Below are 26511 nucleotides of genomic sequence, written 5' to 3'. Positions count from 1 at the left end.
CCTGATCGGAGAACTCCTGTGGACGCCCCGCCGCTGATGCCGCTCGGTCCGGACCGCTCGGCGGAGCGGGTGGTGCGGCCACGACGTGCGCTCCGTGCGGGCGTCTCCCAGGTGTTCGCGGCGGTCGTGGGGCTGGTGCTCGGGTTCCTCCTGCCCGCCGTCGACAGCGGCTACCAGGTGGCCGCCGAGCGGGCCGTCGACGTGCTGAAGGTCGTCGGTGTGGGGGTCCTGAGCGTCACGACGCTGATCTTCTCGCTGCTCTTCCTGGTCGTGCAGTGGGCGGCCGGCAACTTCAGCCACCGGCTGCTCCTCTTCCGGTCCGACCCGGTGGTCTGGCGGGTCTTCGCCCTCGTGGTCGGCCTCCTGGTGTACTCGGTCACCGCGACGCTGGCCATCGGTGCGCACCGCACGGCGTCCGTCGCCGTCCCCACGACGGCCCTGGTGCTCACCGGGGCCGCCCTCGTCCTGGTCCGCCGGCTCCAGCTGACGGCCCTGCGGTCCATCCAACTGGCCCACGTCCTCGCGGACGTACGGCAGCGCGGACGGAAGGTCCTGAGCGCGCTCTACACGGAGGACACCGCCGGGAGTGCGGCCGGGGCCCGCCGCCTGCCGGACGTCACGTCGACCGTGCGGTGGGCGGGGGACTCGGTCCTCCTCGCCCAGGTGGACCTGCTGCGCCTGGTGCGGACGGCGACGCGGGCGGACGCGGTGGTGGTCCTGAAGGTGGCGGTCGGCACGGCGCTCCAGCCGGGGGACGTGGTGGCCGAGGTGCGCGGTGGCCGGGTGCCGGAGGCGGAGGTGCTGACGGCGGTGGTCGGCGAGGTCGAGCGGGTGTTCCACCAGGATCCGACCCTCGCGTTCCGGCTCCTGTCCGACATCGCGCTGAGGGCCCTCTCCCCCGCGATCAACGATCCCGCGACGGCCGTGCAGGCCCTGGACGCGACGGAGGGCCTGCTGCGGCTGATCGCCCCGGCCGAGCTGGGCGACCGGTCGATCGCCGACGAGGCGGGGGCCGTCAGGGTGGTGGTGCGCCTTCCCTCCTGGGAGGACTTCCTGAGGATCGGGCTCGACGACGTGTGCGGCGCGGCCTCGGACCAGCCGATGGTGCTGTCCCACGCGCGCGGGCTCCTCGGCCGGCTGCGCGACCGGGCGCGGGAGGACCGCCGTCGCTCCCTGGACGTGCGCCTCGCCTGGGTGGAGGAGCGGCTGACGGCACGGCACCCCGCCTTCCCGCACGGCGCCGCCGACGACTGATCGACGGTCGGCGGCGGCGGCGCCGGCCGTGGACCGGGGACGGAGGGGAGGCGGCGGCGGTCGAAGTCCGGGGCGGAGGGCGAGGCGGCGCCGGTCGAGGTCCGGGGTGAGCGGCGCCGGTCACAGCCCCCCGTGTGGCGCCGCCTCCCCCGGCCCTCAGCCTCCCGCCGTCGCGGCGCCCGCCGAGGCCGGCCGGTCGGTGTCGCCGTGCCAGGTGGGCCAGCCGAGCAGTCGGGGGCGCTCGGTGACCCAGGCGCGGGTGTCCTCGCCGATCTCCGCGTCGATCAGCTCCTCCAGAAGGCCGGAGCAGCGCCGGACGAGGTCCCGGTGGGCCGGGTCGGCGGCGAGGTTGTCGACCTCGCCCGGGTCCGTCCGGCGGTCGTACAGGACGACGTCGTTGTCGGCGTACAGGGAGTCGAGGTCCCTCGGCCGGTTCGGGTTCAGCGGGGAGAAGTAGCGTCCGAACGTGTAGCGCTCGTCCGTGTATCCGCGCAGGAACCCCCGCTTGGTCCAGTCGGGTCGCAGGTCGCCGGACTGGATGCGGGCCGGGGCGTCGGGGTCGGCGAACTCGAACCAGAACGACGCGTCGAGGGTCACGATCGACTCGACCGCGGAGAGGACTCCCGCGCGCACGGGGGTCCCGTGGAGGACCGGGACGAGGGAGTGGCCCTTGAGCCCGGGGTGGCGGGTCGCGGTCTCCTCGGGTGTCACGCCCGCGCATTCGAGCAGGGTGGGCACGAGGTCCACCGCCGAGCCGAGAGCCTCGGTGCGGGCGCCGCCGGTGACGTCGGGGTGGCTCAGGACGAAGGGGACGTGGAAGTTCTCGTCGTAGACCAGGTTGCCCTTCTGGCGCAGGCCGTGGGCGCCGGCCAGCTCCCCGTGGTCGGAGGTGAGGACGACGACCGTGCGGTCCGCCTGGCCCGACGCCTCCAGGGCGTCGAGGACCAGCTCGACGCTGCGGTCGACGTCGCGCAGCGCGTTGAGATAGAAGTTCAGGCCGTCGTACCAGTGCGCGTCGTCGGCGACGGGCCCGAAGACGGTGTCGAGCATGCGGGCGTACTCGGCGACCGCGGGGGCCGCGCCCGACAGGTCGTCGTGCAGGCTGCCGGGCAGCTCGAAGTCCCACCGCCGCCGGTAGACGGGGATGTCGGCCGCGGCCTTGGCGACCACCGCGTGGGCCAGCCCGAACGGCAGCTCCACCTGGGGGGAGCCGCCGTAGTCGAAGCTCATGATGTCGTGCGGGTTGACGAAGTTCACGGCCATGAACCACGGCTGGTCGGCGGCCACGACCGGGGCCCGGTCCCGCAGCCACCGGACCGCCTGACCGGCGATCACCGGGTCGATCTTCAGCCCCGCCCAGGCGCCTCCGTCGATGTCGCCCCAGCCGTTGAACTCGCTGAATCCGTAGGGCTCCAGGGCGTCCCTCGTGGATCCCGGCCGGTCCGGGGTGACATACTCGTTCGAGAGGTGCCACTTCCCCTGGTAGGTGGAGTGGTAGCCGGCCGCCCGGAGCATCGTGCCCAGGGTGCCCAGACCGGGATCGAGCGGGCGGATGTACGGCATGTTGTCGTTGTCGTAGATCTCGGTGACGGGCAGGTGCCGGCCGGTGTAGAGCACGGACCGGGCGGAGCTGCACATCGCGGAGGCGGAGTAGAACCGTTCGAAGGTCGTCCCCCTCTCGGCCAGCCGTTCCCGGGCGGGCAGGGAGAACCCGTCGGGGCGGGGGATCACCGCCCGCTCCTCGTCGGTGACGATCAACAGGATGTTCGGCCGGTGTGTCATGGCCACGAGCCCTTCGTTGCTTCTCGCGCGGCGGCGGTCCCCGTGAATCTAGGAGCGGGCGTGGCCCGGGGGCGGCACTGACACGGGGGGTGCGGCCTTCCGGGTGACGGCCTCGACGCCGCTCCACCGGCGCTCAGGACGGCCCGTCAGGGTGTGCGGGACGGTGCTCCCCCGTCGGAAGCAGCGCGGTGGCGGCGAGGACGGCCGCGACCGATTCCCGGTCGAAGTGGTGGTCGAGCAGGCGGGTGAACTCCTCGTCGCCGAGCTCGGCGCGCCGCAGGCGCAGGGCGACGACGTTTTGGACGGCGTTGCGCGGCGCGAACCGCTGGTTGAGGAAGAGGGCGCGCACGAGCAGCGGCACCGCCTCGGCGGGACGTCCCTGATCCGCCCGCAGGTTGCCCAGCTGGCCGTAGTCGAGCGCCACCTCGCCCCACGCCTCCTGTGCCTCGTCGATCGCCAGGCACGTGTGGAAGCACCGCTCCGCCAGCTCGTGGTCGCCGCGCGCCTGGGCGACCTGGCCCAGGTGGAAGGTGCTGTTGGAGACCCCGGCGTCGTTGCCCAGCCGCTTCTTCACGGCCACCGAGGCGCGCAGGTACGCCTCGGCCTCCTCGTACGCGCCCCGTTCCTGGCAGACGTGGCCGAGCTGGTGGAGCGCGATGGCGCGGTTGGTCTCGTCGCCCAGCCGCTCGTGGAGGGCGAGGGCGGTCAGATAGCTGCGCTCGGCCGCCTCCAGGTGGCGGGTCTTCAGGTTCACGAGTCCGAGGTCCTCGTGGCACTTGGCGACGGCCACGGTGTGACCCGCCGCCTCGCACACCGGGAGCGCCCGCGTGAGCAACATCCGCGCCTGCCCGTACGCGCCGCGCGCGCTCGCGGCGATCGCCAGCTGTACGTAGGCGCTGCCCAGCGGCGACAGGCTCGCCGACGAGGCGACGAGCCGGGCGCACCGTGCGGTGAGGTCCGTGACCTCGTCCGCCGTCGGGGCGTCGACGTGCCGCCGTACGATCCGGTCGAAGGTCTCGGCGCCGAGCTCCAGGCGCTGGACGACGAGCCAGTCGAGGTCCTCCTGGCCGCCCCGGTCCCCCGGGCCTTCGCACCAGGCGTCGACCGTGCGCGGCACCGCGTCCTCGACGCGTCCCAGGACGGTGCGTACGGCTCCGACGCTCCGGTTGCACGCGGCGAGGTTCTCCCGCTCCCCCAGCGCCGCGTGCACGGCCGCCGCCCGGGCGAAGCAGGACTCGGCCCACGGCAGGTCCCCGAGGTCGCGGGACATCTCGCCGAGCAGCCGGCAGGTCTCGGCGACGTGGGTGGCGCTCCCGATGTCCTCGAAGATCTCCAGCGCGGTCCGCGCGTGCCGCAGTGCCGTGGTGTGGTCGAAGCGGGCGAGGGAGATCCGCGCCATCCTGACCCAGCCGTTCCCCTGGTTCATCCGGTCGCCGAGGGTGAGGTGGTGGGAGAGCGCGACGCGCGTGCACCGCTCCGACTTCGTGTAGTCCCCCGCGCGGAAGGCGAGGATGCCGAGCTGGTGCTGCGCGGCCGCGATCCCCGCCAGGTCGCCCAGCTCCTCGCAGATGCCCAGCGCCTCGATGTACTGGTGTTCCGCGCGGCGGTCGTCACCCCCTCGGCTGCTGTGGCCGGCGAGCTGGTGCAGCGTGACGGCGACCCGCCCGCGTTCGCCGATGCGCTCCGCGATCTCCATCGAACGCCGGTAGAGGTGTGCGGAGTCGGCGTGCTCCCCTCGCTGTTCGGCGAGCAGGCCCAGGTTGTGCAGCACGCCCGCCACCAGGTCCTCGGCCCCCAGCTCCGCGAAGCGGGCCAGGGCCTCGCGGTAGCGGCTCTCGGCGCGTCCGTACCGACCCCTGCGCGCGTCGAGACCACCCAGCTCCGAGAGGCACTCCGCCGCGAGCAGCGACCCCGGGGCGGCCAGCGCCAGGGCCTCCTGGCGCAGCCGCTCCTCCCGGGCCCACTGGCCGCTCCGCGCCAGCTCGCGGCAGGCCTCCTGGGTGCGCTCGACGGCCTTGAGCACGCGGGCGCCGGCCAGTTCGTGGAACCGCGCCTCCAGCGCGTAGGTGATGTACGCGTCCCGTTCCGTCGTGGTGCCGCACCTCCACGCCCAGTACGCGCCGGCCCGGCGATGGGCCTCGGTCAGCCCGCCCGGTCCGGCGACGCCGGCGAGCGCGGCGGCGGTCCAGCGGTGCACGAGGTGGCCGTCGCCGGCGGGCGCGAGGAGCCCGAGGTGCACGAGCCGCGCGACGGCCCCGTCCAGGGCGTCCGGCGGCGGGGGCGGGGTCACGGCGTCGGAGGGGCTGGTCCGGGTGGGTTCGGCCGAGGGGTTCTCCGGTGCCTCGGCCATCTGCCACGCGAGGCCGGTCCGGTCCACGGGGAGCCGGTACACCGACGCCCCCAGCAGCAACCGCCGTGCCTCGGGCCGCTCGTCGAGCCGGGCGAGGAGCTGGGGCAGGAGCACGTCCTGCGCGATCAGAGCACCGGTCTCGTGCAGCATCCGGCCAAGGCCTCCGTCCGGTGCGGCCTCCCGGTCCGCGAGCGCGGCTCCGAGCCGTGCGCTCACCTCGTCGAAACGCGCCACGCCGTCCCGCAGCAGCGCGTCGAGGTACTCCAGGGACCGTGGATGCCCCCCGAGCCGCGCCCACACCCGCGCCTGCTCGGACGGGGACAGGGCGTCGACTCCGGGCAGGCGCCAGAACAGCTTCCGGGTCTCCTGCCAGGTCAGCGGCCCGAGAGGAAGGTTCTCCACGCCCTCGACGCGGAAGGGGTGCCGGCTGGTCACCAGGGTGCCGTGCCGCCGGGCCCAGGCATCGAGGAACTCGGCGAGTCCCGCGTCGCGGAGCCGGTGGTCCGCGTCCAGGTTGTCCTCGGCATCGTCGAGCACGAGCAGGAGCCGCACCGACGACCCCTCTGGAGCCGCGAGCAGTTCCCGCCAGTCCCTCCCGGGCTCGCTCAGGGCGATCACCCACTGGTGGAGCGGATCGGTCTCCGTGAGTCCCTTCCGGGCGCAGTGCGCCGCCAGGCCGCGGCGCAGCCCGTCCATGACCGTGGCGGCGTCGGTCTCTCCGGCCACGGCCACCACGACGCCGTCCGCCTCCGACTCCGCGAATCCCCGGACGAGTTCGGCGGCCAGGCTCGTCTTCCCGACTCCCCCGATGCCGTGCAGCAGGACCCGGTGCTCGGTGCCGGCCAGCTGCCGCAGGGTCCTTCGGCGGCCGACGAAGTCGTGGCGCGCGCGGACCGTGCCGTCGACCACGACGGCCCGGGCATCGGGGTCCGGAGCGGGGGAGTCGGGACGCCCCTCGGGCGCGCCCCCGGGCCGTGTCGACGGATCGGCGAGGAACAGCGCGGGGGTCGCCCACTCGGGAAGCGGACGTGGTTCGCGCGCGAGCTCCCGGCGCACCTCCGCGAAGACGGTGAGCAGATCCTTGCCGGGTCCCGGGACGGCGGGCGTGTCCGGTTCCGGGGCCGGGTGGCCCGCCAGCCCTCCGTAGAGCCGTGCGCACAGTTCGATCGCGTAGTCGTCGCTGACGGCGCCGTTCATCGCGAGGACCGCCGGGGCCCCGTGGTCCAGCAGGCTCCTGGCGAGGCCCGGCAGCTCGGCGGCCTCGCCCTCGAGCGCGGTGGAGCATCCGGCCAGGACGATGAGCGGCACCGTGGCGGCGGACGGCACGGCCTCCCGCAGGAAGCGGGCCGCGTCCACCGCGTCCTCCTCGCCCGTCGGGGTCTCCAGGAGCAGCGCCCCGGGGCGGGCGTGGCAGGAGATGTGCAGGACGTCGCAGGGTTCCGCTTCGAGCGCGGAACGGATGGCCGCCGCGCTCCCCCACTCCAGGACACGCACCCGGTGGCCGGTGCGGCGGCCGGGCTCGACGGCGTCCAGGATCCGGGCCCATTCCCTCTCGTATTCGAGGAGTCCGCCCGAGCTGTCGTCGGGTGCGGCGACGACGGCGACGACGCGCAGCGGGCCTCCGGAGGGGTGGCCGGGCACCGTCTCGCGGGTGCGGGGCGTCGACCGGAACAGGTCGACGCGCGGATCCAGCGCCAGCGGGACTTCCCGGCCGGGCGGCACGAGCGTCTCCCACGGCAGGTCCGCGTCGGCGGGATCGCTCGTCTCGACGCCGATCCGGTGCTTCCCCGGCCGTTTCAGCGCCTCCGACAGGGCGCGGCCTGCGGGGCCGTCCAGGAAGGTGTCGGCGAGCGCGGCACCGGTCTCCCGCAGGAGGTCGTCCGAGGGCTCTCTGCGGAGCCGCCAGAGGAGATCGGCCGTGCGCCGGCTCAGCGTCCGGGGCGTGTGCGAGGTGCTGACGCCCTCGATGTCGCAGGTCACCTTCCCGGTGCTGATCGACAGTCTGATCACCTGAGCCCCCGTCGTGTGCGCGCCCGTGCCCGGTGCCGGTCCCCCGTATCGCGTCCCGCGCGCGGTCGGGATGCCGGCCGGATGGCACCCGTCCCGTCCCGCGCGGTCGGGCCGCCGGCCGGATGGCACCGGGACCATCCTGCCAACTGATCACCCTGGCATACTGAGTTCATGGCGGACACCCCGGAAGAGCCCTCGCGGCCGAACCTGGTGCGGGTGAACGAGGACGGTCTCCTCGAGTACTTCGACGGGGAGGTCTGGGCGGTGTACGCCGACCTGCCGGACGACGATCCCGGCCCGCTGGGTGTCGTGTTCCGCAGGGAGTCGCCGTGAGCGCCCCGGCGACGGCCGGGGACTCCGGCGGGGCGGTCCTCGACGCGCTGCCCTCACCGCTCGACTCCGTCGCCGACAGCCGGGAGGCGGCGCGGTGGACCCTCGCGTCCGCCGGTGCGGTGGGTGCGCTGCTGCTCGGCGGCGGCCCGCTGCTCGCCGTCGGACGGATCGGCGACTGGACGCACGCGCTCTGGGCGGGAGGCGGCCTGCTCGTGGCCCTGACCGGGATCGCCTGGGCGATGTGGCAGACGAGCGAGGTCCTCGTCCCGCCGCTGACCACGCCCGCCGTGCTCGCGTCCCCGGCCCTGCGCGGGCTGCGCGAGCAGCTCGACGCCGCACCCGGCTACTACTTCGGTTCCCTGGCCACGGACGTCGAGGGCCTGCTGCGGCACCGCCGGATCGCCCTGGAGATCTCCCGGCGGCTGCCGACCGCCGACGCGGCCGAACGGGCCGTGCTGGAGCGGGGACTGGCGACGGCCCACCGCAACATCGCGCGGACGGATCCCTACCTGCGGTGGCTGCTGGCGACGGCGCACGCGTGGCTCGTGCGGGAGAAACTGCGGAAGGCCCGGCGCCACACCTTCCTCTCGGCGGTGCTGGTCATCACGGGCGCGGTGGTCTTCCTGGTCGCGACCGGCCGCTGATCCCGGGGCGGCGCCAGGGCGTGTCGTCGCTCTCCCGCCGTCGCCCGGAGGGCGGCCCCGCGGCGTCTGGTGCGTGCTCTCGGTGCGCCGGGTGGAAGCGGGCACGACGGGAGTGTGACGACGTGCCCTAGAGTCCTGCCGTGGACGACGGCGACTGGTTCGAGATCGAGGACCCCGAGGAGTACGGCGAGGAGCCCTGGGACTTCGACGAGGCCGAACTCGCCTTCGTGGCGGCCCTGCGGACCCGGGCCGCCCGGTGGCAGGTGCCGTGGGCCCACAGCCAGGTCGGGCGGCCCGAGGACGGGTCGTCGCTGCTCGTCCACATCACCCTGGTCGACGAGGCGCGGCGGGTGGTGCTCAGCGAGTGGGCCGTGCACTTCCACGGCGGCCACGTGCGGGCCGGGAGGGTCGCGGACCAGCTCCACCACCTCCACGAGTCGCCCGAGCAGGGCTTCTTCCGGGCTTCCGGCACGGTCGAGGAGCTGGCGGACCGGTGCGCCGGCTGGTTCGAGAGCGTGCTGCGCCGCCCTGCCGGCCCCGGATCGGAATGATCGCGTGCTCCCCTCTCGCCTGCTGTGGTGCGATCCCCGGCCCATCCCCCGCTTCGACTCCCAGGACCGGGTGACGCTGATCGTCCGGGACCCGGACTTCCACGAGCCGGCGGACGCGGACGACTGCACGGTGTTCTCGTACGTCTGCCGGACGCACGAGCGTTTCCACCGGCCGGAGGCATGCGGAGACGGGCCGCATCGCGTGGCGCTGCACTGCGAGGAGCACGGCCCCGAGAACATGTGGCCCCAGCCCCACATGCTCCTGTTCCCCGAGGGTTTCGAGCCGCGGCTCGACGAGGCGACGCTCGACCGGCTGCGTGCGGAGTGGGACGCCGACTGAGGTCGGCGCCGGGTGCGGACCAGCCGCGTCCGGGCGCGGCTGATCCGGCGCGTCGCCGCGCTCGTAGCGCCCCGGACCCACAGGACGCGGGCGGACGGTCCGTCGTCCCCTCCGGCGGTCAGGCCTCCGCCGGGGGCGGCGCCAGCACCGGGGCGAGGGCGGTCAGCAGCCGGGTGGCGAGGTCGTGCCGTGCGGCCGGGGTGTCCGGGTGGGCGTCGTCGAAGCCGTTCCAGTCGACCTGCTGGACGGCCTCCTCGAACATCCCCAGGTTCAGGGGCTCGTCCGGGAGCCCGGGCCACTCGTCCGCCTCGCGGAGCACCGTCTCCAGGAGCTCGCGCGGCAGGGCTCCGCCCTCGGCGAGGAGCACCGCGTCGTACAGGTCCTTGGCCTGCGGGTACATGTCGCAGCTGATCCAGAGGAGCTTCCAGGCCAGGGACAGTTCGCGGTCCGCGGCCAGGAGGCGGACGCCGGCGACCTCGGTCGCACGCGGCGGGGTCGGGAGGCGCTCGTGGAAGACGAAGTCGAGCTGGACCTGGCCTCCGGGCAGCCCGGGGGCCTGCCAGGGCAGGACGAGCCGGTGGCCGGGCACCCGCTCGTACGTCCAGATGTACTCGGAGACGGCTCCGGCCGCCGGGATCGACAGGTCCGTGCCGCTCTCCTCGGCTGCGCGCTGCGCCGCCTCGGCGATGCCGTCCAGCATGGCGCGGGTGCGGGGCTCCTCGATGCGCCACGTCTCGGGGACCACGACGAAGTCGATGTCCTTGGGGGCGCGGGCGGCCTCGCCGTACCAGGCCGACATCAGCATGCTGCCCCGGAGCACGAGCGAGTCGGCCCACGGCGATCCGGCGACGGCCGCGAGGACGAGGTCCAGGGCCGTCCGCCGTGCCGTGCGCCAGCGGGCCAGCACCTCCGGGTCCTCGACGACGCCGTCGCCGGGCCGGTAGGCCTCGTCGAAGTGCTTGAGGGCCGGGTCGAAGACCCGGTGCCGGACGGCCGCGTCGCCGATGCCTGCGGTGAGGGTGCGCGGGAGTTCGTCCTTGCGGCGCACGTATTCGCCGGCGGGCTCCGAGCCGCTGTCCGGCCCGTTCGGGATCGACGGTGTCCACGGCTTCTCGTTCATGCGGTCTCCTCCGGCCCGCCGTCGGCCGGCCGGCCCTCGTCCGGGCGGGCCGGGTCCAGCCAGCCCTCGTCCCACGAGACGTCGCTGTCGGAGAGGACGAGCTCCCTCTCCTCCGCGACCGGCTCGTGCCCCGCGGCGCGCAGCGCGGTGACGAGCGCGTCGCAGGCGCGGCCCGCCGCCTCGGCGGGCCCGTGGTGCCGTTGGGTGACGAACCGCTCGTGCCGTCCGCCGGCTCCCGCCAGGACGCGGCGGGCGTTCCAGGAGACGTGGGCTCCGTGGGGGACGACGAGGGCCTCCAGCGCGGCCCGGTCGTAGGCGGCGGGCAGCGCGAGCTTGAGGTGGTGCTCGTAGTAGCCGCCGCCGGGGCCGACGGGCTCCGTGCTCCACGGCACCGTCTCCACCTTGACCCGTACCGGCTCGAAGCCGTCCTTCCGCAGCCCGGCCACGACCGACGGGTGGCCGGTCCGGTCGGGCAGGGTCAGCATCGGCTGGACCGGCGTCCGGCCGCGCGCGAGGACGATGGTGGTGACCTTGAGCCCTCGGCTCGCCGCCCAGGCGGCGAGCCTGGTCTGCTCGGCCTCGGTCCGGCACCGGACCGTCACATGCGTCTCGTAGAGGCCGTCGGCCTCGGCGTCTTCGAACGGTTCGTACACCGCAGCGAGTGTGCCAGACGGGCACGGGAAGATCATCCGGGTTTCGGGCCGGGGCGGCGATGAGGGTGGAGCGTTCTGGGAGCCGCCCAGAACCCGGTCCGGCCGGAACACCACCGAGCTGACCGGACCGGCCCCGCGGGGCCGGTCCGGTCAGGAGGCCGATCCTGTGGTCAGTTCGCGTTCACGAGGTCGTGCGCGGGGACGGTGACGGTCCGTCGGCCGGGGGTTCCGCCGAGGACGACCTTGCGCAGGGCGCTGTTGTTGTCGAGGTTGGTCTCCTTCAGCCGTTTGGCCGGGTTGGCCAGGACCTGGATGTAGTAGGTGCCGTTGGGCACGTCGGTGATGTCGAAGGACTGGCCCGGCAGGTCCTGGGTGTAGGTGTCGCCGGAGCCGACGTCCAGGACCTCGCGGACGGAGAGGGAGTTCTCCTGGCCGCAGGCGGTGGAGAGGTCGGTGTTGTACGGGTGCCAGTTGGCGTTCTTCACGGTGTAGTCGACGGCGTCGGTGTTGGCCAGGCAGAAGGCCTCCTTGCCGCTGCGCACCGCCTCCTTCTTGTCGGCCTTCAGGAGCCGGTAGCTGGCGAAGTCGGTGAAGTGCCAGTGCACGTGGCCGGGGCGCGGGTCCCACTCCATGGTGCCGGTCGGGGTGTAGCCGACCTGCTTGCCCCGGGCGTCGTAGAAGTACTGGTACGCGTCCATCGTGGCCTTGCCGGGTGAGCGGAAGCCGTCCACGACGAGCTGGGCCGGGCCCGCGTTCCACACGTTGGCGCTGAAGGCCAGGTAGTCCTTGCCGGGGATGTCCCGGCCGCCGTCGCTGATGGTGATGCCGTAGGCCGGGAGCGACCGCAGGTCCGGCTTGGGGACGTTCGGCACGGAGGGGTTCCCGGTGGGCCGCGCGGCCCTCGGCGCGAGGGCGGGGGCCTGGCGCGAGCCGTCGGTCCGGCCGGTGGCGTCACCGGCCCGGACGTCGGCGCGGGCGGCCTGCTCCTTCTTGGCCGCCCAGGGCAGGGCGGGGGGCGCGGCCTTCAGCGGGCCGTGGCCGACGTTGTACGAGGGGCCGGCGCCGCTGGTCTCGGGGGCTCCGGCCTGGGCGGGCTTCGGTGCGTGGCCCGGTCCGTGTCCGGTGTGGGCGGCCGGGGCCGGGTGGCCGGCGCCGTGTCCGGCGTGCTCCCCGCCGTGCCCGGCGTGCTCCCCCGCGGCGGCCGACCGGGCGGGAGCGGCGCCCTCCTCCCAGCTGCGCTCCTGGACGGTGACCCGCACGGTCGCGGGCCTGTCGGCGATCCCGAAGAGGTCCCGGTACTTCTTGGCGACCCTGATCCTGGCCGTGTAGGCGCCCGCGGCGAGCTTCACCGGCTGGGTGTAGGACCCGGCGTAGGTGTTGGCGGCCCACCCCTTCTCGACGCCCCACACGGAGCCGAGGGTGAAGGGGTTGGTGGGGCAGCTCTCCGGATACTTCGAGGTCGAGGGGGCGTCGGGGCGGACGCGGCCGCTGGCGTTGTTCGGGCAGAAGTTCTCGGCCCGGCTGACGACCACCTTGCCGGTGCGGTCGGTGAGGGTGATCTCGGCGAAGCCGGGCAGTCCGGAGAAGTCCTTCACGGTGCCCTTGGGCAGCGTCCTGGTCTTGGCCTTCCCGCCCTCGAACACGGTCTGGGTGAGGGTCACCGGGTCCTTGTAGGACTTCCGGGTGGCCTTGAGCTCCAGCGGTGTTCCCTCCGCGGTGAGGTAGGTGCCCAGGTCCAGGTAGACGCCCGGGTCCTCCTTCCAGGAGGTGAGCGTGATCGAGCCGGTGGCCGCGACGAGGCTCAGCCGGGGTCCGGTGGCGGCCGTCGCCCGTTCCGGCGTGGCGGCCATGAAGCCGACGGTCACGGCCATGGCGGCGACGGCCGTGGTCCCGGCGAGCAGGGGACGCCGTAGCCGGATGGTGCGCGTGGTGGTCATCGTTCCCTCGTCCTCCGAATGCTGTGGGAAGAAAGCGGGTCGCGGCCCGACGGGGCGGGACCGCCGTGCGGCCCGTGCGCCGTGAAGGGGGCGCTGCGCCCGTGGGGTGAGAGGAGGGAGTGCGGATGTCCGGTTGTCCCGGGCGGGGAATTCCTCATGATGTTGGCCGAATGGCGCCCGTGTGGCGAAAAGGGTGCCTGTGGACGGGACGGGGGAAATATGACGAGATTCTTCGCGCCGGGTGCGTCCCGCTGACAGCGGTGGGGTGCGGCCGTAAGGTCGGTCGCGTTCTTCGAGGAGGCCTTCTGATGCGCAGCGTGACCTATTCGATGGGTGTGTCGCTCGACGGTTACATCGTCGGGCCGGACGGCGGGTTCGACTGGACCGTTCCCGAGGACGCGGTCTTCCGTCACTGGATCGAGGAGATCCGGGGCGTCGACGTCCACCTGCTGGGGCGGCGGCTGTACGAGACGATGCTGTACTGGGAGACCGCCGCCGAGGATCCCGCACTCGGCGCGGACGAGCGCGAGTGGACCGCGCTCTGGAACCCGCTCCCCAAGGTGGTCTTCTCGACCACGCTGTCGACGGTGCAGGGCAACGCCCGCCTCGCCTCCGGGGGGCTGGCGGAGGAGATCGCGCGGTTGCGGGCCGAGCCGGGCGAGGGCGAGATCGCGATCGGCGGCGCGACGCTCGCGGCCGAGGCCGCGGCCCTGGGGCTGATCGACGAGTACCGGCTCATGGTGCATCCGGTGCTCGTGGGCGGCGGGATTCCCTACTTCCCGAGGGCCGAGCGGCGCGTGGATCTGGAGCTCGTGGAGACCCGTTCCATCGGGCGCGTCGTGTTCCTGCGCCACCGGGTGGTCCGCCCGGAGGCGTGAACGCCCGCCTTTCCGGACGGGCCGTCAATGTGCCTCTCCGGAGTCGATCTGGACGCCGTGGAGAGTTCTACGCGCGGTGAGACGGACGCCGGTATAGGGGAAGACACGAGGCGGAATCCCCCGCCTTGGAGTTATCCCCACAACCGTTCGACAAGGGGCGCCATACGCCTCGGACCGGGAGATGATTTCGGGCGCACTGTCCAAAAAAGCAAGAGGAAACATCCATGCGACCAAGACTCTTTCGCATGACCACCTCCGTGGCCGCATGCGGGCTGCTGGGCTCCCTCGTCTCCGCCTGCGGCTCCTCCGGAGCCGACCCGACGACGCTGCGCCTGGTGGTCCCCGAGTACGGCACCAACGCGGCGACCGGCTCCAAGGCGTACTGGGACAAGCTCACCACCGCCTTCACCGCCGCCCACCCCGGCAAGAAGATCGAGGTGAAGATCTACCCCTGGGCCGACATCGACCGCGAGGTCACCCGCATGGTCGACGAGGGCGACGCCCCCGACGTGGCGCTGATGGGCGCGTACTCCGACTTCGCGGCGCAGGGCCGCCTCTACACGGCCGGCGACGTGATGTCGGTCCCGGCCGAGGCCAACTTCCTGCGGCCGCTCGCGGCGGCGGGATCGGTCGACGGCAACCTGTACGGGCTGCCCTTCGTGGCCAGCAGCCGACTGCTCTTCTACAACGAGAAGCTCTTCGACAAGGCCGGGGCGAAGCCGCCGAAGACCTGGTCGGAGCTGAAGACCGCGGCGAAGGCGCTGAAGAAGGACGGCGTGCTCTACCCGTACGCCCTCCCGCTCGGCCCCGAGGAGGCGCACGCCGAGGCCCTGATATGGGAACTGAGCAACGGCGGCGGTTACACCGACGACAGCGGCGGGTACAACATCGCCTCCGAGGAGAACACGGAGACCTTCGACTGGATCAAGGACAACCTGGTCGTACCGGCCCTGACCGGTCCGGTCCCGCCGGCCGAGCTCAACCGTCAGGACGCCTTCACGGCCTTCCTCCGGGGCGACGTCGGCATGGTCAACGGCTACCCCTCGCTCCTCCACGAGGCGCGGGCGAAGGGCATGAAGGTCGGCACGCTGCGCATGCCGGTGTCGGACACCCTGGGCAACACGCAGACCCCGCCGGCCGCGGGCGTCGCCGACTGGATGATGGCCTTCAAGCACGACGGCAACCGCGAGCTGGTCAGCTCCTTCCTGAACTTCGTCTACGAGGACAAGAACCTCAACGAGTTCGCCGGGCGCTACCACCTGCTGCCGTCGACGGTGTCGGCCACCGAGGCGTCCCAGTACGCGGCGACGGACCCCAGCGCCGAGCAGTTCCTCTCGGCCCTGCGCAGCGCGCAGCTCTACCCGGTCGACGAGCCCTCCTGGCTCCAGGTCAGCGACACCATCAAGCGGAACATCGGCCGGGCCGTCGCGCCCTCCGCCGACCCGAAGACCGTGCTGGAGCAGATCGCCCAGCAGGCCAAGGACGAGACGCAGAAGTAGCGGCCCCCCGAACCCGCGGAGGCCGGCGCGGCGTCGACCGGACGCCTCTGTCGTCGCTCGCGAGACACCCACAAGGTGCGCGGTGCGACGACCGCCCCCGTCCCGGAGCACCGGGGCACGGGGGGCTGGTGGGAAGCATGGGACAGCCGGGCACGAGACGTTTCCCGGGTCTTCACCCGGAACACCTTCAAAGTTGTCATGCGCACTTCTAGCCTGCCGGTTGCACCGCTCCCGCAGCCCACACCCCCTCGGAGGTAGTCGTGTCCGGCGCGCCCAGAAAACGCCGCACCGCCCTTCTGTCCACCCTCGGCCTCGCCGCCGCCTCGATCGGCCTCTGGGCCGGTCTCGGCGGCACCTCGGCGCAGGCCGCGGCGACCGTCCCCACCCCCGACCACGTGGTCGTCGTCGTCTTCGAGAACCACGCCTACAGCCAGGTGATCGGGAGTTCCAGCGCCCCCTACATCAACTCGCTGAAGACCGGCGGCGCCAACCTCACCCAGTCGTACGCCGAGACCCACCCCAGCCAGCCCAACTACTTCGCGCTGTTCTCGGGATCCACCCAGGGCATCACGGACGACAGCTGCTACACCCCGGGCTTCTCCTCCGCGCCGAACCTGGCCTCCGAGCTGATCGCCGCCGGCAAGACGTGGAAGAGCTACAACGAGACGCTGCCCAGCCAGGGCTCGACCACATGCAGCAGCGGCAAGTACGCGCGCAAGCACAACCCGTGGTTCGGCTTCTCGAACGTCCCGACCTCGTCCGCGTACACCTTCGGGCAGTTCCCGACGGACTACAGCACGCTTCCGCAGGTGTCCTTCGTCGTCCCGAACCTGTGCAACGACATGCACGACTGCTCGGTCGGCACCGGCGACACCTGGCTGAAGAACAACCTGGGCGCCTACGCGACCTGGGCCAAGACCCACAACAGCCTGCTCGTCGTGACCTTCGACGAGGACAACCGGCTCGCCGGCAACAAGATCGCGACCGTCCTGTACGGCCAGCAGGTGGTCCCGGGCTCGACGTCCGCGACCACGTACAACCACTACAACCTGCTGCGCACGATCGAGGACATGTACGGCACCGCGCACGCCGGCCAGGCCGCCAACGCGGCCCCGATCACCGGCATCTGGACGCCCTGACGTGTACGTAGCGGACAGTCGCAGCACCCCCGCGACGGCCGCCGCCCGGGACCTCGGTCCCGGGCGGCGGTCCGCCGTCGCCCCGACCGTGATCGCGCTCGGCACCGTCAGCCTGGTCACGGACGTGTCCTCGGAGATGGTCACGGCCGTCCTCCCGCTCTACCTGGTCGCCGGGCTCGGCCTCTCACCGCTCGGCTTCGGCCTGCTCGACGGCGTGTACAACGGGTTCAGCGCGCTCGTCCGGCTCGTCGGCGGGCATCTCGCCGACCGCGGCGGCCGGCACAAGACCGTCGCGGCGCTCGGCTACGGCCTCTCCGCGCTGTGCAAGCCCCTGCTCCTCGTGGCCGGCTCGCTGCCGGCGATCGGCGCGGTGCTGGCCGCCGACCGCACCGGCAAGGGGCTGCGGACCGCCCCGCGCGACGCCCTCATCTCGCTGGCGTCCGACGAGGAGTCCCGCGGGCGGGCCTTCGGCGTGCACCGCGCGATGGACACCGCGGGCGCGCTCATCGGCCCCCTGGTCGCCTTCCTGATCCTCCGGCAGGCGGCGGACGGCTACGACGCCGTGTTCACCGTCAGCTTCTGCGTGGCCGCGATCGGCGTGCTCGTCCTGCTGCTCTTCGTACCGTCGCGCCCCCGGCCCCTGACGGCCCCCGCGCCCGACGGCCCGCCGCGCGCCTCGCTCAAAGCCGCGCTCGGCCTGCTGCGGACACCCGACGTCCGCAGGCTCGCCCTGTGCGCCTTCCTGCTGGGGCTCGCGACGATCAGCGACTCCTTCGTCTTCCTGCTGCTCCAGCGACGGCTCGGGGTCTCCGACCAGTGGTTCGCCCTGCTGCCGATCGGGACCGCCGCGTCCTTCCTGCTGCTCGCCGTCCCGCTCGGGCGGCTCGCCGACCGGGTCGGCCGGGGGCGGATGTTCCTCGGCGGCCACCTCGCCCTGCTGCTCGTGTACGGAGCGCTGCTCAGCGGCTGGCGGAGCCCGGCGCTCCCCTTCGTCGTCCTCGCGCTGCACGGCGCCTTCTACGCGGCGACCGACGGCGTCCTGATGGCAGCGGCGGCCGGCCGCGTCCCGGCCGAACTGCGCTCCTCCGGGCTCGCGTTGATCCAGACCGGGCAGGCGCTCGCCCGGTTCGGCTGCTCGATCGCCTTCGGCGCGGCCTGGACCGCGTGGGGCGACCGCTGGGCGACCGGCGCGGCGACGGCCCTGCTCGCGGTGTGCGGCGCGGCGGCCTTCGCCCTGCGGCCCACCGGCCACGACGACTCCCTCCCGGGCCCGGCCACGGGCCCGGCCACCGCGACCGCTTCGGAGGACACGCCCGTATGACCCCGCTGACCCTGCGCGGCAAGCTGCTCGTCCTGCTCGCGGCGCTCGCCGTGCTCGGCGCCGTCGCCGCCGCGTCCCTGCTGCACGCGGCCGATCGGGCGGCGGAGAAGGACCGCCCGCAGGCGGGCGGCCCGGCGATCGGATCCGGGCGGATCTCCCTCGCGGCCGGCGCCGACCGGCGGATCGTCTTCCGCAACATGGCGTGGGGGCCGCACCGCGACGAGCTGGTCACCGTGCCCGCCGGCGCCCCCGCCGGTCCGCGGACCGCGTCCGGCGTGAAGTGCCTGCGCTTCCACGCCGCCGGCGGCACCGGCATCTGCCTCCAGGCCGTGCGCGGGGCGGTGGACGACACGTACCGGGCGGTCGTCCTCGACGCGGCGCTCAAGGAGCGGGCCCACTACCCGCTGCCGGGCATCCCGACCCGCGCCCGGGTGTCGCCGTCCGGCCGGCTCGTCGCCTGGACGGTGTTCGTCGGCGGCGACTCGTACGCGAGCGCGAGCTTCTCCACCCGTACGGCCGTCCTGGACACCACGACCGGTCGGCTCACCCCGTCCCTGGAGGGGTTCCGGGTGGTCAAGGACGGCAAGGAGCACCACGCCGCCGACACCAACTTCTGGGGCGTCACCTTCTCCCGCGACGACCGGCACTTCTACGCGACCATGGCCACCGGCGGCCGGACCTACCTGGTGCGCGGCGACCTGACGGACCGAACCGTCACCACGCTCCACCAGAACGTCGAGTGCCCGTCGCTGTCCCCCGACGAGACCCGGATCGTCTACAAGAAGCGCGTCGCGGGCGCTCCGGCCGACGCGCCCTGGCACGAGTACGCCCTGAACCTGGCCACCCTGCGGGAGACCGCGCTCGCCGAGCCGCGCAGCGTGGACGACCAGGCGGTCTGGCTCGACGACCGGACCGTCTCGTACTCCCTGCCGGGCGACTTCGGCGCCGACCTCTACAGCGTCCCGGCCGACGGCTCGGGCGCGCCGAGGCGTCTGATGACGGCGGCACTGGCTCCGGCCTTCCTGAAGTGACCGGCCGGGGCGCGGAGCCGCCCCGACAGCGGATCCGTCACGCCGCCCGGAGCCGCTTCGACACCGGCTCCGTCAGGCCGCCCCGCGCACGGTGACCACGGGGCAGTGCGCACGCGTCATCACGGCCTGGCTCACCGAGCCGAGCAGCAGACCGGCGAGCGCGCCGCGCCCCCGGGCGCCGACGACCAGCAGCTGGGCCGCCCCGCTCGCCTCCAGCAGGACCTCGCGCTCCGAGCCCTCCACCACGTCGCGCCGTACGACGACGTCCGGGTAGGCGTCGGCGCGCCCGGCGGTCACCTGCGCCAGCAGGCGCTCCGCGGCCTCGGGGCCCGTGCCGGGCGCGGCCTTGTCGGGGTGCCACGCGTGCACCGCGACGAGCTCGGTGTGCCGGCGTGCCGCCTCGGCGAAGGCCACGTCGACGGCGTGGTCGCCGTCCGGGGAGCCGTCGACCCCCAGCAGGACCGGCCCCGCGCCGCCGGACGTCCGGTGTTCCTCGCGGACCGTCATCACCGGGCAGTGGCTGCGGGCGGCCAGCGAGACCGGCGTGGAGCCGAGCAGCAGCCCCGTGATGCCGCCCATGCCGCGGGAGCCGACGACGATCAGGTCCGCGTCGCGTGACTCGGCCTCCAGCACGTGGACGACGTCGCCCCGCACCACGGCCTGGGTCACCACGACGCCGGGCGCGACCTCCAGAGCGTGGGCCGCCGCCTGGTCGACGACCGTCCGGGAGGCCGGGTCCGGCACCGTGTGCCGGGGCTTGACCGGGACGTCCGCGTGCACCACGCGCAGCCGCACACCGCGCCGTGCCGCCTCGGCGGCGGCTGCTTCCACGGCGGCGAGACTCGTCGGCGAGCCGTCCACCCCGACAACGACCGGATTGCCCATGGCTGGATGCTCCCCTTCACGGTGCGGATTCTCAGCCTCGCCCGATCGGCAGGTCGCTGCAATTCCAGGGGGTTCCCGAGGGCCGATCCGGCGTTAGGATTCCTCGCCATGCGAGCGTGGACGTTACCGGCCGCGGGGGCGGCTCTTCTGGTCTGGGGCGAGTGGCTCAACCATCGCTGGTCGAAGACCCTGGTCCATCCCGACCGGGGCGGTTCCCGGGCCGTGGTGGTGCTGGGCTACCGCAACCCGTCCGGGTCAATCAACCGCGTCAACCGGTGGCGGGTCCGCGCCGGGCTCCGCTCCGTCGGTTCCGGCGCCGGGGCCGACACCGTGGTCGTCTTCAGCGGAGGGGCGGTGGGCGGCGACGTCGCCGAGGCGAGGCTGATGGCCGATCACGCGCGGTCCGCCCTCCGCTACGAGGGCCGCGTCCTCGTCGAGGACCGGTCGAGGACCACCTGGGAGCACATCGCGCGGGTGGTGCCGCTCATCGAGGACGCGCGGCGCATCGTGATCGTGTCCCAGCCCGCGCACGCGCTGAAGGCGCGCGCGTACCTGCGCCGACGGCGGCCCGATCTCGCCGACCGGCTCGTCCGGGCCGAGGACTACCGCCTCGGTGAGGGGACGCTGCTCAAGCCCCTGCTGGCCGCGTACGGGCTGTGGACCCTGCGCCGGCTCACCCCGGCCGAGCGCCGACCGTCGCCGCCGGGACGGCGTCCTCCGGCGACGGGTGCCGCCTGGTTCAGACGGGGGTGAAGGCACGTACGTAGCGGCGCTGCCAGGGCGTCTCGACGGCGTGGGCGTCGTAGTGGCGCCGGACGTAGGACACGGCTTCGGCGGGCGGGACTCCGTCGAGCACGGCGAGGCAGGCCAGGGCGGTGCCGGTACGTCCGCGCCCGCCGCCGCAGGCGAACTCGACGCGCTCACCGGCCGCCCGCTCCCAGGCTCCGGTGAGGACCGCGCGGGCCTCGGCGCGGTCGGCCGGAAGCCGGAAGTCGGGCCAGCGGAGCCAGACCGACGGCCACGGGGTCTCCGGCGGACGGCGGCCGAGCAGATGGACGGCGAAGGTGGGCGCGGGCCCCGCGGGCAGCGGTCTCCGCAGACCACGTCCGCGCACCAGGCGCCCGGAGGGCAGGCGCAGCACACCGGGGGCGTCCTCGGGCCAGGGGTCGGTCATCGGGTGACTCTAACGAGGCGGCGGGCGGGGCGGGGGCCGTCGCTCGCGCGGGGCGGGTCGGAGGCGGGCACGTCCCCCGGGGGGTAAACCGGAAATCCCTTCGACCGGGACCGAACGCGTCCCTACGCTCGCTCCGAGGCGGGGGCGCGTCCCCGCTTGCTGCGGTGCCGTGGCAGAGCGGCCGATTGCGATCGCCGTGGGCGAGGCTCCGTCCACGGCGACTGACGGAGAAGGGGGCGGGCCTGCCCCGATCCGTCCGCGGGTTCGAATCCCGTCGGCACCGCGGCCGGCCTGACCGCTGCTCAGGCCTGACCGGCGCGGGCCGGGTGGCCGGAAGCGCCGGGGCGCCGGAGGGTGGACCTGAGGACCGCCTTCCGCCGACCGAGCCCGCGAGGACGCCGCCGATGCACCGCTATCCGCCGATCGCCGACCACGGGCTCATCGGAGACCTCCAGGCGTGTGCGCTGGTCTCCGCCGAGGGGGTCGTGGACTGGTTCTGCTCGCCCCGGTTCGACTCGCCCAGCGTCTTCGGCAGGCTGCTCGACAGCGAGCGCGGCGGCCACTTCTCCATCACCGTCGACACGCCGGGCACGACGGTGCGCCAGCTGTACCTGGCGGACACCGCGGTGCTGCTCACCCGTTTCCTCACGCCCGACGGGGTGGGCGAGGTGGCCGACTTCATGCCGCTCGCCGACGACCCGACCCTGCCCTCCGACCGTCACACCCTGGTGCGGGTCCTGCGGGTGGTGCGGGGCACGGTCCGTTTCGCGCTGGAGTGCCGGCCCCGCTTCGACTACGGCAGGGAGTCCCACGGACTGGACCTCGACGGCGGCACCGCGCGGTTCACCGGTGCCACGGCCGCCGCCCACCTCCAGGTGCTCGGCGCCGTCCCCCTGGAGCGGGACGGCGAGGACGTCCGGGCCCTGGTGGAGCTGAGCGCCGGGCAGCGGGCCGCCGCCGTGTTCACCGTCGACGCGCCCGGCGCCGAGCCGCCCGCACCGGAGGACGAGGCCACCCTCACGGCCGCCTTCGACTCGGTACGCGGCTTCTGGCACGAGTGGACCGGCCGCTGCCGGTACCGCGGCCGCTGGCAGCAGCAGGTCAACCGGTCGGCGATCACCCTGAAGCTGCTCACCTACGCCCCGTCGGGCGCGCCGGTCGCCGCCGCCACCATGGGCCTGCCCGAGCAGGTCGGCGGCGAACGCAACTGGGACTACCGCTACACGTGGGTCCGGGACGCCTCGCTGTCGGTGCGCGCCATGGTGGAACTGGGTTTCACCGAGGAGGCGGACGCCTTCCGCCGCTGGCTGGGCGCACGGCTCCGGGCCGGTGGCACGGTCAGCGGCGAGCCCTTCCAGATCATGTACCGGGTGGACGGCGACCCGCACCTGCGGGAGGAGGTGCTGGGTCATCTGGAGGGCTGGCGCGGCTCGGCGCCGGTCCGCGCCGGGAACGGCGCGGCCGACCAGCTCCAGCTCGACATCTACGGCGAGGCCGTGTTCGCCTTCGCCCAGGCCCGCGACCTGGCGCAGCTGGCCGGCTACGACGGCTGGCTGCGCTTCGCCGACGCGGTGGACTGGCTGTGCGAGCACTGGGACCGGCCGGACGAAGGCATCTGGGAGACCCGGGGCGGGCGCCAGGACTTCACGTACAGCCGGCTGATGTGCTGGGTCGCCTTCGACCGTGCCGTACGGATGGCCACGGAGCTGAGCCGCCCCGCCGACCTGACGCGCTGGACCGCCGCCCGGGACGCGGTGCTGCGCCAGGTGATGGAGCACGGCTGGTCCGCGGAGCGGAGGGCGTTCGTGCAGCACTACGGAAGCGAGGTGCTGGACGCCTCGCTGCTGATGATGCCGATCGTCGGCTTCGTCGCGCCGCGCGACCCGCGCTGGCTGTCCACCCTGGACGCGATGGACGACGAGCTCGTCTCCGACAGCCTGGTCTACCGCTACGACCCCGCCGCCTCCCCGGACGGGCTGCGCGGCTCCGAGGGCACCTTCTCCCTGTGCAGCTTCCTGTACGTGGACGCCCTCGCGCGCGCGGGCCGCCTGGAGCAGGCCCGGTACGCCTTCGACAAGATGCTCACCTACGCCAACCACGTCGGGCTGTTCGCGGAGGAGATCGGCCCGACGGGCGAGCAACTGGGCAACTTTCCGCAGGCCTTCACGCACCTCGCGCTCATCACCGCGGCGATGACGCTGGACGCGGCGCTGGACGGCTGAACGGGCCCGGCGCCCCCGCTCCGGTGCGGGGGGCCGCCGTCTCCGGCGGGCCGCCGGTTCGGGCCAGGAGGCGGCGCGGGCCGAGCGCGGTGGCGTCGGGCCCCGGTGGTCAGTCCCACTGCTGGTCGGCGAGGGACGCGACCGGCTGGGGCTTGCCGATCAGGGCCAGGGCGATGAAGAAGTTGATCTGGCCGATCGCGATCGTCAGCGTGGCGATCCCCTTGTCGTCGTAGTGGCGGGCGGCCTCCGCGTACACCTCGTCGGTGACGCGCTCGCGGCCGTGCGGGGCGGGCTGGAGGGTGGCCTCGACGAGCGCGAGGGCGGCCCGCTCGGCGGGCGTGAAGTAGGGGGCGTCCTGCCAGGAGGAGACCGCGGTGATCCGCTCCTCGGACTCCCCGGCCTTCCGCAGGAAGCTCGTGTTGAGGACGGTGAGGTAGGTGTTGTGCACGATCTGTCCCGCCCGCAGGTGGATCAGGTTGACCGTGGTGCGGGGTACGGAGCGGTTGCCGGTGGCGCGGAACAGGGCGGCACTGACATCGGCCAGCTCGGGCACGAACTCGCCCGGGTCGGGCATGCGGGAGATCGAGGCGGTGGTGGTGGTGGTGGTGTCGGTCATGGCGGGTCTCCGTCTTCCGTCGCGGTGGGCGGCGCCGGCGCTTCCGTCGGCGTCTTCACCCCACTGACGGAGCCGCGCGGGCGCATGTGACAGGAGCGCGGAGAATTATTTCGCCGGGTCGGCGGATCCGGGCGGCGGGGCCGCCGACGGCGAGGTCACGGCGGGCCCCTCGCGCCGGGCCGGCCGCGACGAACCGGTCCCCGACCGGCGGTGTCAGCCGCGGACGTGCAGGCCGAATCCGGTGCGCCCCGCCGGCTCCAGGCCGTCCCTCAACCGCAGCGAGGGGAGCTCGTAGTCGCCGAAGTTCTGCCGCCGGAACGCGATCGGCTCCGTCGACTCCAGGGTCAGCAGGCGCTGCTCGTACGCCTTGGCGGCGGTCGCGTAGTCCTCCTCGGAGAGACGGTCCGCGCCGTGGACGACGAACGGGGGCAGGACGTCGACGCCCGGGTAGTAGAGGATGCCGTGCTGGATCGGGAACAGCAGGTCGTCGATGGGGCCGTTGATGCCCCGGGCGGCGTAGTGCGCCTCCGGGCCGCCGACGGTCACCGACAGCAGGGCCCGCTTCCCGGCCAGGGTTCCCTCGCCGTACCGCTCGCCGTACTTGGTGTCGCTGTGCTCGCCGACGCCGTACGCGAAGCGGTACGTGAAGACGCGGTCCACCCAGCCCTTGAGGATCGCGGGCATCGCGTACCACCACAGCGGGAACTGGAAGACGATCGTGTCGGCCCACAGCAGCTTCTCCTGCTCGGCCAGGACGTCGGGGGTGAGCGTGCCGGTCTCGAAGGCACGGCCCGAGTCGTGGGCGACCTTCAGCGGGCTCGACGCGGCGGGGCCGTAGTCCGTGGCGTCCACGACCGCCTTCCACCCCATCGCGTACAGGTCGCTGACGCGGACCTCGTGTCCTGCGGACTCCAGGGTGGAGACCGCGAGGTCCTTCAGCGAGCCGTTGAGCGACCGGGGCTCGGGGTGGGCGTGGACGATGAGCGTCTTCACGGGGGACTCCTTCGGTGCGGATGCCTTCGGTGCGGATGCCCTCGATCCTGGTCGCCCGGGCCGCCGTCGTTCAGGGCCGCCGCTTCCGTAGGACCGGTCTTCCTGGTACTGGCAGGGCCACCTTCGCGGGCCTCGCCGCGGCCATACTGGGGCCCATGGACGATCTCGCGGGATTTCTGCGGACCCGGCGCTCCCGGGTCGATCCGGTGGCGGTCGGCATCCCCACGGACAGCCGCCGCCGGGTCGCGGGGCTGCGCCGTGAGGAGGTCGCGCACCTGTCCGGGGTGAGCGTCGACTACTACGTGCGCCTGGAACAGGGGCGGGCCACCCAGCCGTCGGACCAGGTGCTCGACGCCCTCGCGCGCGTCCTCGGACTCGACGAGACGGAACGCGGGCACCTGTGCCGGCTCGCCCGGCAGCGCCGGCGTCCCGCGAGGACACCGGGCGGGCGTCTGCGGCCCGAACTGCTGCGGATGCTCGACCTCGTCGCCGACGCGCCCGCGCTGATCATGAACCACCGTCTGGACGTGCTGGCCGGCAACCGGCTCGCCCACCTGCTGTACGGGCGGCCCATCCCCGGTCTGAACACCGCGCGGCACATCTTCCTGGAGGAGGCCGAGCGCGGCCTCTACGCGGAGTGGGAGACGTGCACCCTGGATGCCGTCGGGCATCTGCGCCTGGCCGCCGGAAAGCATCCCGACGACCCGCGCCTGGCCTCGCTCATCGGCGAGCTGGCGATGGGCAGCGAACGCTTCCGCCGCCTGTGGGCACGGGCGGACGTCCGGGCCCGGACGCACGGCCGCAAGGCGTACCGCCATCCGCTGGTCGGGCTCCTCGAACTGCACCAGGAGAACTTCGCGCTGCCCGACGACTCCGGCACGGAGCTGCTGGTGCTGTCCGCTCCCCCGGGCAGTCCCGCCGAGGACGGGCTGCGCCTGCTCGCGGGCCTGGGTCAGGCGGACGACGCCGCGCGTCCCCCGGTGGAGGCACGGACCCCGGAGTGACGCGCCGCGTCCGCCCCGGGCGGTCGGGTGCCGATCGCGCCGGGTCCGCGGGTGCCGTGCGACCGCTCGGGCATGCGCCGACCGGCCGGGCGGTGACGGTCGGTAGGCTCGGGGTGCCGCGCCGGGCTCAGCAGAGGAGAGACACGTGTTCGTCAAGGTGTGCGGGCTCGGGACCACCGCCGACATCGACGCGGCCGTCGCCGCGGGGGCGGACGCGGTCGGCCTGGTGATCAGCGGCACGAGCGTCCGCGGGCTCGACCGGGACAAGGCCGCGCTGCTCGCCGCGCACGTCCCGGCGGGCGTCCTGTCCGTGCTCGTGGTCAACGACACCCCCGCCGCCGACGCCGCGCGCCTCGCGGCCGGGCTCGGCTTCGGTGCCCTCCAGCTGCACGGCACCGCGTACGGCGCGCCGGAGTTCGCGGCCGCGGCCGAGGTCTTCCCCCGGCTGTGGCGGGCCACGTCCCTGAGCGACCGGCCGGACACGCGGGTCGGCGCGCTCGGCGAGGAGGTCCTCCTCCTCGACTCTCCGCGCGCGGGTTCCGGCGAGCCGTGGGACCTCTCGCAGCTCGCGTCGGCCCGCCCTGAGGGCCCGTGGCTGCTCGCGGGCGGGCTCGCACCGCACAACGTCGCCGAGGCGATCGAGAAGGCGCGGCCCTGGGGCGTCGACGTGTCGAGCGGCGTCGAGTCGGCGCCCGGCGTCAAGGACCACGCCCTGATCCGTACCTTCGTCACCGCCGCGAAGCGGGCCGTCCCCCGCACGGCCTGAGCGCGGCGG

The 26511-nt window shown here is 73.8% G+C and carries 23 protein-coding genes and 1 tRNA gene; 15 read left to right on the top strand and 9 right to left on the bottom strand.

Translation table 11 applies throughout. The features are described 5' to 3' along the window. Nucleotides 1-18: 18 nt before the first annotated feature. A complete protein-coding gene (locus ACFYXU_RS21575) occupies nt 19-1254 on the top strand; it encodes a DUF2254 family protein (protein WP_389459276.1) in 1236 nt (411 codons plus the stop codon). Between the two features lie 156 nt (nt 1255-1410). Here the strand turns inward: ACFYXU_RS21575 and ACFYXU_RS21570 are convergent, their stop codons facing one another. Together ACFYXU_RS21570 and ACFYXU_RS21565 are read right to left on the bottom strand one after the other, a co-directional pair. Further along, entirely contained in the window at nt 1411-3036 is a 1626-nt protein-coding gene (locus ACFYXU_RS21570) for a sulfatase-like hydrolase/transferase (protein ID WP_389459664.1), read from the bottom strand. A 133-nt stretch (nt 3037-3169) separates the two neighbouring features. After that, nucleotides 3170-7396 (bottom strand): tetratricopeptide repeat protein, encoded by a 4227-nt coding sequence (locus ACFYXU_RS21565; protein ID WP_389459274.1) that lies wholly within the window; start codon nt 7394-7396, stop codon nt 3170-3172. A gap of 171 nt (nt 7397-7567) precedes the next feature. Here ACFYXU_RS21565 and ACFYXU_RS21560 point away from each other — a divergent pair, with 171 nt between their 5' ends. The 4 genes from ACFYXU_RS21560 (at nt 7568) to ACFYXU_RS21545 (ending at nt 9264) form a co-directional block, all read left to right on the top strand. Beyond that, on the top strand, nt 7568-7729 hold the full coding sequence (locus ACFYXU_RS21560) for a hypothetical protein (protein WP_329858301.1): 162 nt from the start codon (nt 7568-7570) through the stop codon (nt 7727-7729). Further along, entirely contained in the window at nt 7726-8373 is a 648-nt protein-coding gene (locus tag ACFYXU_RS21555) for a hypothetical protein (RefSeq protein ID WP_389459272.1), read from the top strand. Before ACFYXU_RS21560 ends, ACFYXU_RS21555 begins: the two co-directional genes overlap by 4 nt. A gap of 140 nt (nt 8374-8513) precedes the next feature. Further along, nucleotides 8514-8924, top strand: coding sequence for a hypothetical protein (locus tag ACFYXU_RS21550; protein ID WP_376510377.1), 411 nt, complete (start codon nt 8514-8516; stop codon nt 8922-8924). Nucleotides 8925-8928: 4 nt separating this feature from the next. Next, complete coding sequence (locus ACFYXU_RS21545; protein WP_389406824.1) at nt 8929-9264, top strand: hypothetical protein; 336 nt, start codon at nt 8929-8931, stop codon at nt 9262-9264. A gap of 118 nt (nt 9265-9382) precedes the next feature. On the opposite strand, the gene ACFYXU_RS21540 is transcribed toward ACFYXU_RS21545, so the two are convergent. The 3 genes from ACFYXU_RS21540 to ACFYXU_RS21530 form a co-directional block, all read right to left on the bottom strand. Then, on the bottom strand, nt 9383-10384 hold the full coding sequence (locus tag ACFYXU_RS21540; RefSeq protein ID WP_376510381.1) for a nucleotidyl transferase AbiEii/AbiGii toxin family protein: 1002 nt from the start codon (nt 10382-10384) through the stop codon (nt 9383-9385). Further along, nucleotides 10381-11037 (bottom strand): hypothetical protein, encoded by a 657-nt coding sequence (locus ACFYXU_RS21535; RefSeq protein WP_376510383.1) that lies wholly within the window; start codon nt 11035-11037, stop codon nt 10381-10383. The genes ACFYXU_RS21540 and ACFYXU_RS21535 overlap by 4 nt, the downstream gene beginning before the upstream one ends. 170 nt (nt 11038-11207) lie before the next feature. Next, the gene (locus ACFYXU_RS21530) at nt 11208-12974 is read right to left on the bottom strand and encodes a lysyl oxidase family protein (protein ID WP_389406822.1); all 1767 of its coding nucleotides are present in this window, start codon (nt 12972-12974) and stop codon (nt 11208-11210) included. Between the two features lie 308 nt (nt 12975-13282). On the opposite strand from ACFYXU_RS21530, the gene ACFYXU_RS21525 reads away from it, so the two are divergent. The 5 genes from ACFYXU_RS21525 to ACFYXU_RS21505 all read left to right on the top strand — a co-directional run bounded on the left by ACFYXU_RS21525 (nt 13283) and on the right by ACFYXU_RS21505 (nt 18842). Continuing rightward, complete coding sequence (locus tag ACFYXU_RS21525) at nt 13283-13852, top strand: dihydrofolate reductase family protein (RefSeq protein WP_376510387.1); 570 nt, start codon at nt 13283-13285, stop codon at nt 13850-13852. A gap of 245 nt (nt 13853-14097) precedes the next feature. Continuing rightward, on the top strand, nt 14098-15351 hold the full coding sequence (locus tag ACFYXU_RS21520) for an extracellular solute-binding protein (RefSeq protein ID WP_389459269.1): 1254 nt from the start codon (nt 14098-14100) through the stop codon (nt 15349-15351). 260 nt (nt 15352-15611) lie between these two features. Then, complete coding sequence (locus tag ACFYXU_RS21515; protein ID WP_389459267.1) at nt 15612-16490, top strand: alkaline phosphatase family protein; 879 nt, start codon at nt 15612-15614, stop codon at nt 16488-16490. A gap of 1 nt (nt 16491) precedes the next feature. Next, nucleotides 16492-17811, top strand: coding sequence for an MFS transporter (locus tag ACFYXU_RS21510; protein ID WP_389406819.1), 1320 nt, complete (start codon nt 16492-16494; stop codon nt 17809-17811). A gap of 5 nt (nt 17812-17816) precedes the next feature. Then, nucleotides 17817-18842, top strand: coding sequence for a TolB-like translocation protein (locus ACFYXU_RS21505; RefSeq protein WP_389459662.1), 1026 nt, complete (start codon nt 17817-17819; stop codon nt 18840-18842). A gap of 72 nt (nt 18843-18914) precedes the next feature. On the opposite strand, the gene ACFYXU_RS21500 is transcribed toward ACFYXU_RS21505, so the two are convergent. Next, nucleotides 18915-19727 (bottom strand): universal stress protein, encoded by an 813-nt coding sequence (locus ACFYXU_RS21500; RefSeq protein ID WP_389459265.1) that lies wholly within the window; start codon nt 19725-19727, stop codon nt 18915-18917. A gap of 108 nt (nt 19728-19835) precedes the next feature. On the opposite strand from ACFYXU_RS21500, the gene ACFYXU_RS21495 reads away from it, so the two are divergent. Then, nucleotides 19836-20480, top strand: coding sequence for a YdcF family protein (locus tag ACFYXU_RS21495; protein ID WP_389459263.1), 645 nt, complete (start codon nt 19836-19838; stop codon nt 20478-20480). Here ACFYXU_RS21495 and ACFYXU_RS21490 read toward each other — a convergent pair. Beyond that, nucleotides 20467-20901 carry a protein phosphatase gene (locus ACFYXU_RS21490; RefSeq protein ID WP_361392377.1) on the bottom strand — a complete coding sequence of 145 codons (435 nt, stop codon included), beginning with the start codon at nt 20899-20901 and terminating at the stop codon, nt 20467-20469. The two genes, ACFYXU_RS21495 and ACFYXU_RS21490, sit on opposite strands and share 14 nt — an antisense overlap. A 163-nt stretch (nt 20902-21064) precedes the next feature. Here ACFYXU_RS21490 and ACFYXU_RS21485 point away from each other — a divergent pair. Continuing rightward, nucleotides 21065-21184: transfer RNA gene (locus ACFYXU_RS21485), tRNA-OTHER, on the top strand. Between the two features lie 121 nt (nt 21185-21305). Next, complete coding sequence (locus ACFYXU_RS21480) at nt 21306-23123, top strand: glycoside hydrolase family 15 protein (RefSeq protein ID WP_389459261.1); 1818 nt, start codon at nt 21306-21308, stop codon at nt 23121-23123. A gap of 109 nt (nt 23124-23232) precedes the next feature. Here the strand turns inward: ACFYXU_RS21480 and ACFYXU_RS21475 are convergent, their stop codons facing one another. Further along, a complete protein-coding gene (locus ACFYXU_RS21475; protein ID WP_389459259.1) occupies nt 23233-23739 on the bottom strand; it encodes a carboxymuconolactone decarboxylase family protein in 507 nt (168 codons plus the stop codon). Between the two features lie 213 nt (nt 23740-23952). Next, nucleotides 23953-24732 carry an NAD(P)H-dependent oxidoreductase gene (locus ACFYXU_RS21470; RefSeq protein ID WP_389406813.1) on the bottom strand — a complete coding sequence of 260 codons (780 nt, stop codon included), beginning with the start codon at nt 24730-24732 and terminating at the stop codon, nt 23953-23955. 155 nt (nt 24733-24887) lie between these two features. On the opposite strand from ACFYXU_RS21470, the gene ACFYXU_RS21465 reads away from it, so the two are divergent. Both ACFYXU_RS21465 and ACFYXU_RS21460 read left to right on the top strand, forming a co-directional pair. Continuing rightward, complete coding sequence (locus ACFYXU_RS21465; protein WP_389406812.1) at nt 24888-25736, top strand: helix-turn-helix transcriptional regulator; 849 nt, start codon at nt 24888-24890, stop codon at nt 25734-25736. A gap of 145 nt (nt 25737-25881) precedes the next feature. Next, entirely contained in the window at nt 25882-26502 is a 621-nt protein-coding gene (locus tag ACFYXU_RS21460) for a phosphoribosylanthranilate isomerase (protein ID WP_389406811.1), read from the top strand. The last annotated feature ends 9 nt before the right edge of the window (nt 26503-26511 follow it).

This window comes from Streptomyces sp. NPDC002232, from assembly GCF_042890295.1.
Lineage (GTDB): Bacteria > Actinomycetota > Actinomycetes > Streptomycetales > Streptomycetaceae > Streptomyces.
Note: the sequence above shows the minus strand (reverse complement) of the source record. Positions and strands in the feature narration are given on the sequence as shown.

Bases quoted from the DNA above. Each gene is read 5' to 3' on its own strand.
- ACFYXU_RS21475 (WP_389459259.1), bottom strand. From the start codon at position 23,739: ATGACCGACACCACCACCACCACCACCGCCTCGATCTCCCGCATGCCC.
- ACFYXU_RS21530 (WP_389406822.1), bottom strand. From the start codon at position 12,974: ATGACCACCACGCGCACCATCCGGCTACGGCGTCCCCTGCTCGCCGGG.
- ACFYXU_RS21525 (WP_376510387.1), top strand. From the start codon at position 13,283: ATGCGCAGCGTGACCTATTCGATGGGTGTGTCGCTCGACGGTTACATC.
- ACFYXU_RS21490 (WP_361392377.1), bottom strand. From the start codon at position 20,901: ATGACCGACCCCTGGCCCGAGGACGCCCCCGGTGTGCTGCGCCTGCCC.
- ACFYXU_RS21570 (WP_389459664.1), bottom strand. From the start codon at position 3,036: ATGACACACCGGCCGAACATCCTGTTGATCGTCACCGACGAGGAGCGG.
- ACFYXU_RS21500 (WP_389459265.1), bottom strand. From the start codon at position 19,727: ATGGGCAATCCGGTCGTTGTCGGGGTGGACGGCTCGCCGACGAGTCTC.
- ACFYXU_RS21465 (WP_389406812.1), top strand. From the start codon at position 24,888: ATGGACGATCTCGCGGGATTTCTGCGGACCCGGCGCTCCCGGGTCGAT.
- ACFYXU_RS21540 (WP_376510381.1), bottom strand. From the start codon at position 10,384: ATGAACGAGAAGCCGTGGACACCGTCGATCCCGAACGGGCCGGACAGC.
- ACFYXU_RS21560 (WP_329858301.1), top strand. From the start codon at position 7,568: ATGGCGGACACCCCGGAAGAGCCCTCGCGGCCGAACCTGGTGCGGGTG.
- ACFYXU_RS21495 (WP_389459263.1), top strand. From the start codon at position 19,836: ATGCGAGCGTGGACGTTACCGGCCGCGGGGGCGGCTCTTCTGGTCTGG.
- ACFYXU_RS21520 (WP_389459269.1), top strand. From the start codon at position 14,098: ATGACCACCTCCGTGGCCGCATGCGGGCTGCTGGGCTCCCTCGTCTCC.
- ACFYXU_RS21480 (WP_389459261.1), top strand. From the start codon at position 21,306: ATGCACCGCTATCCGCCGATCGCCGACCACGGGCTCATCGGAGACCTC.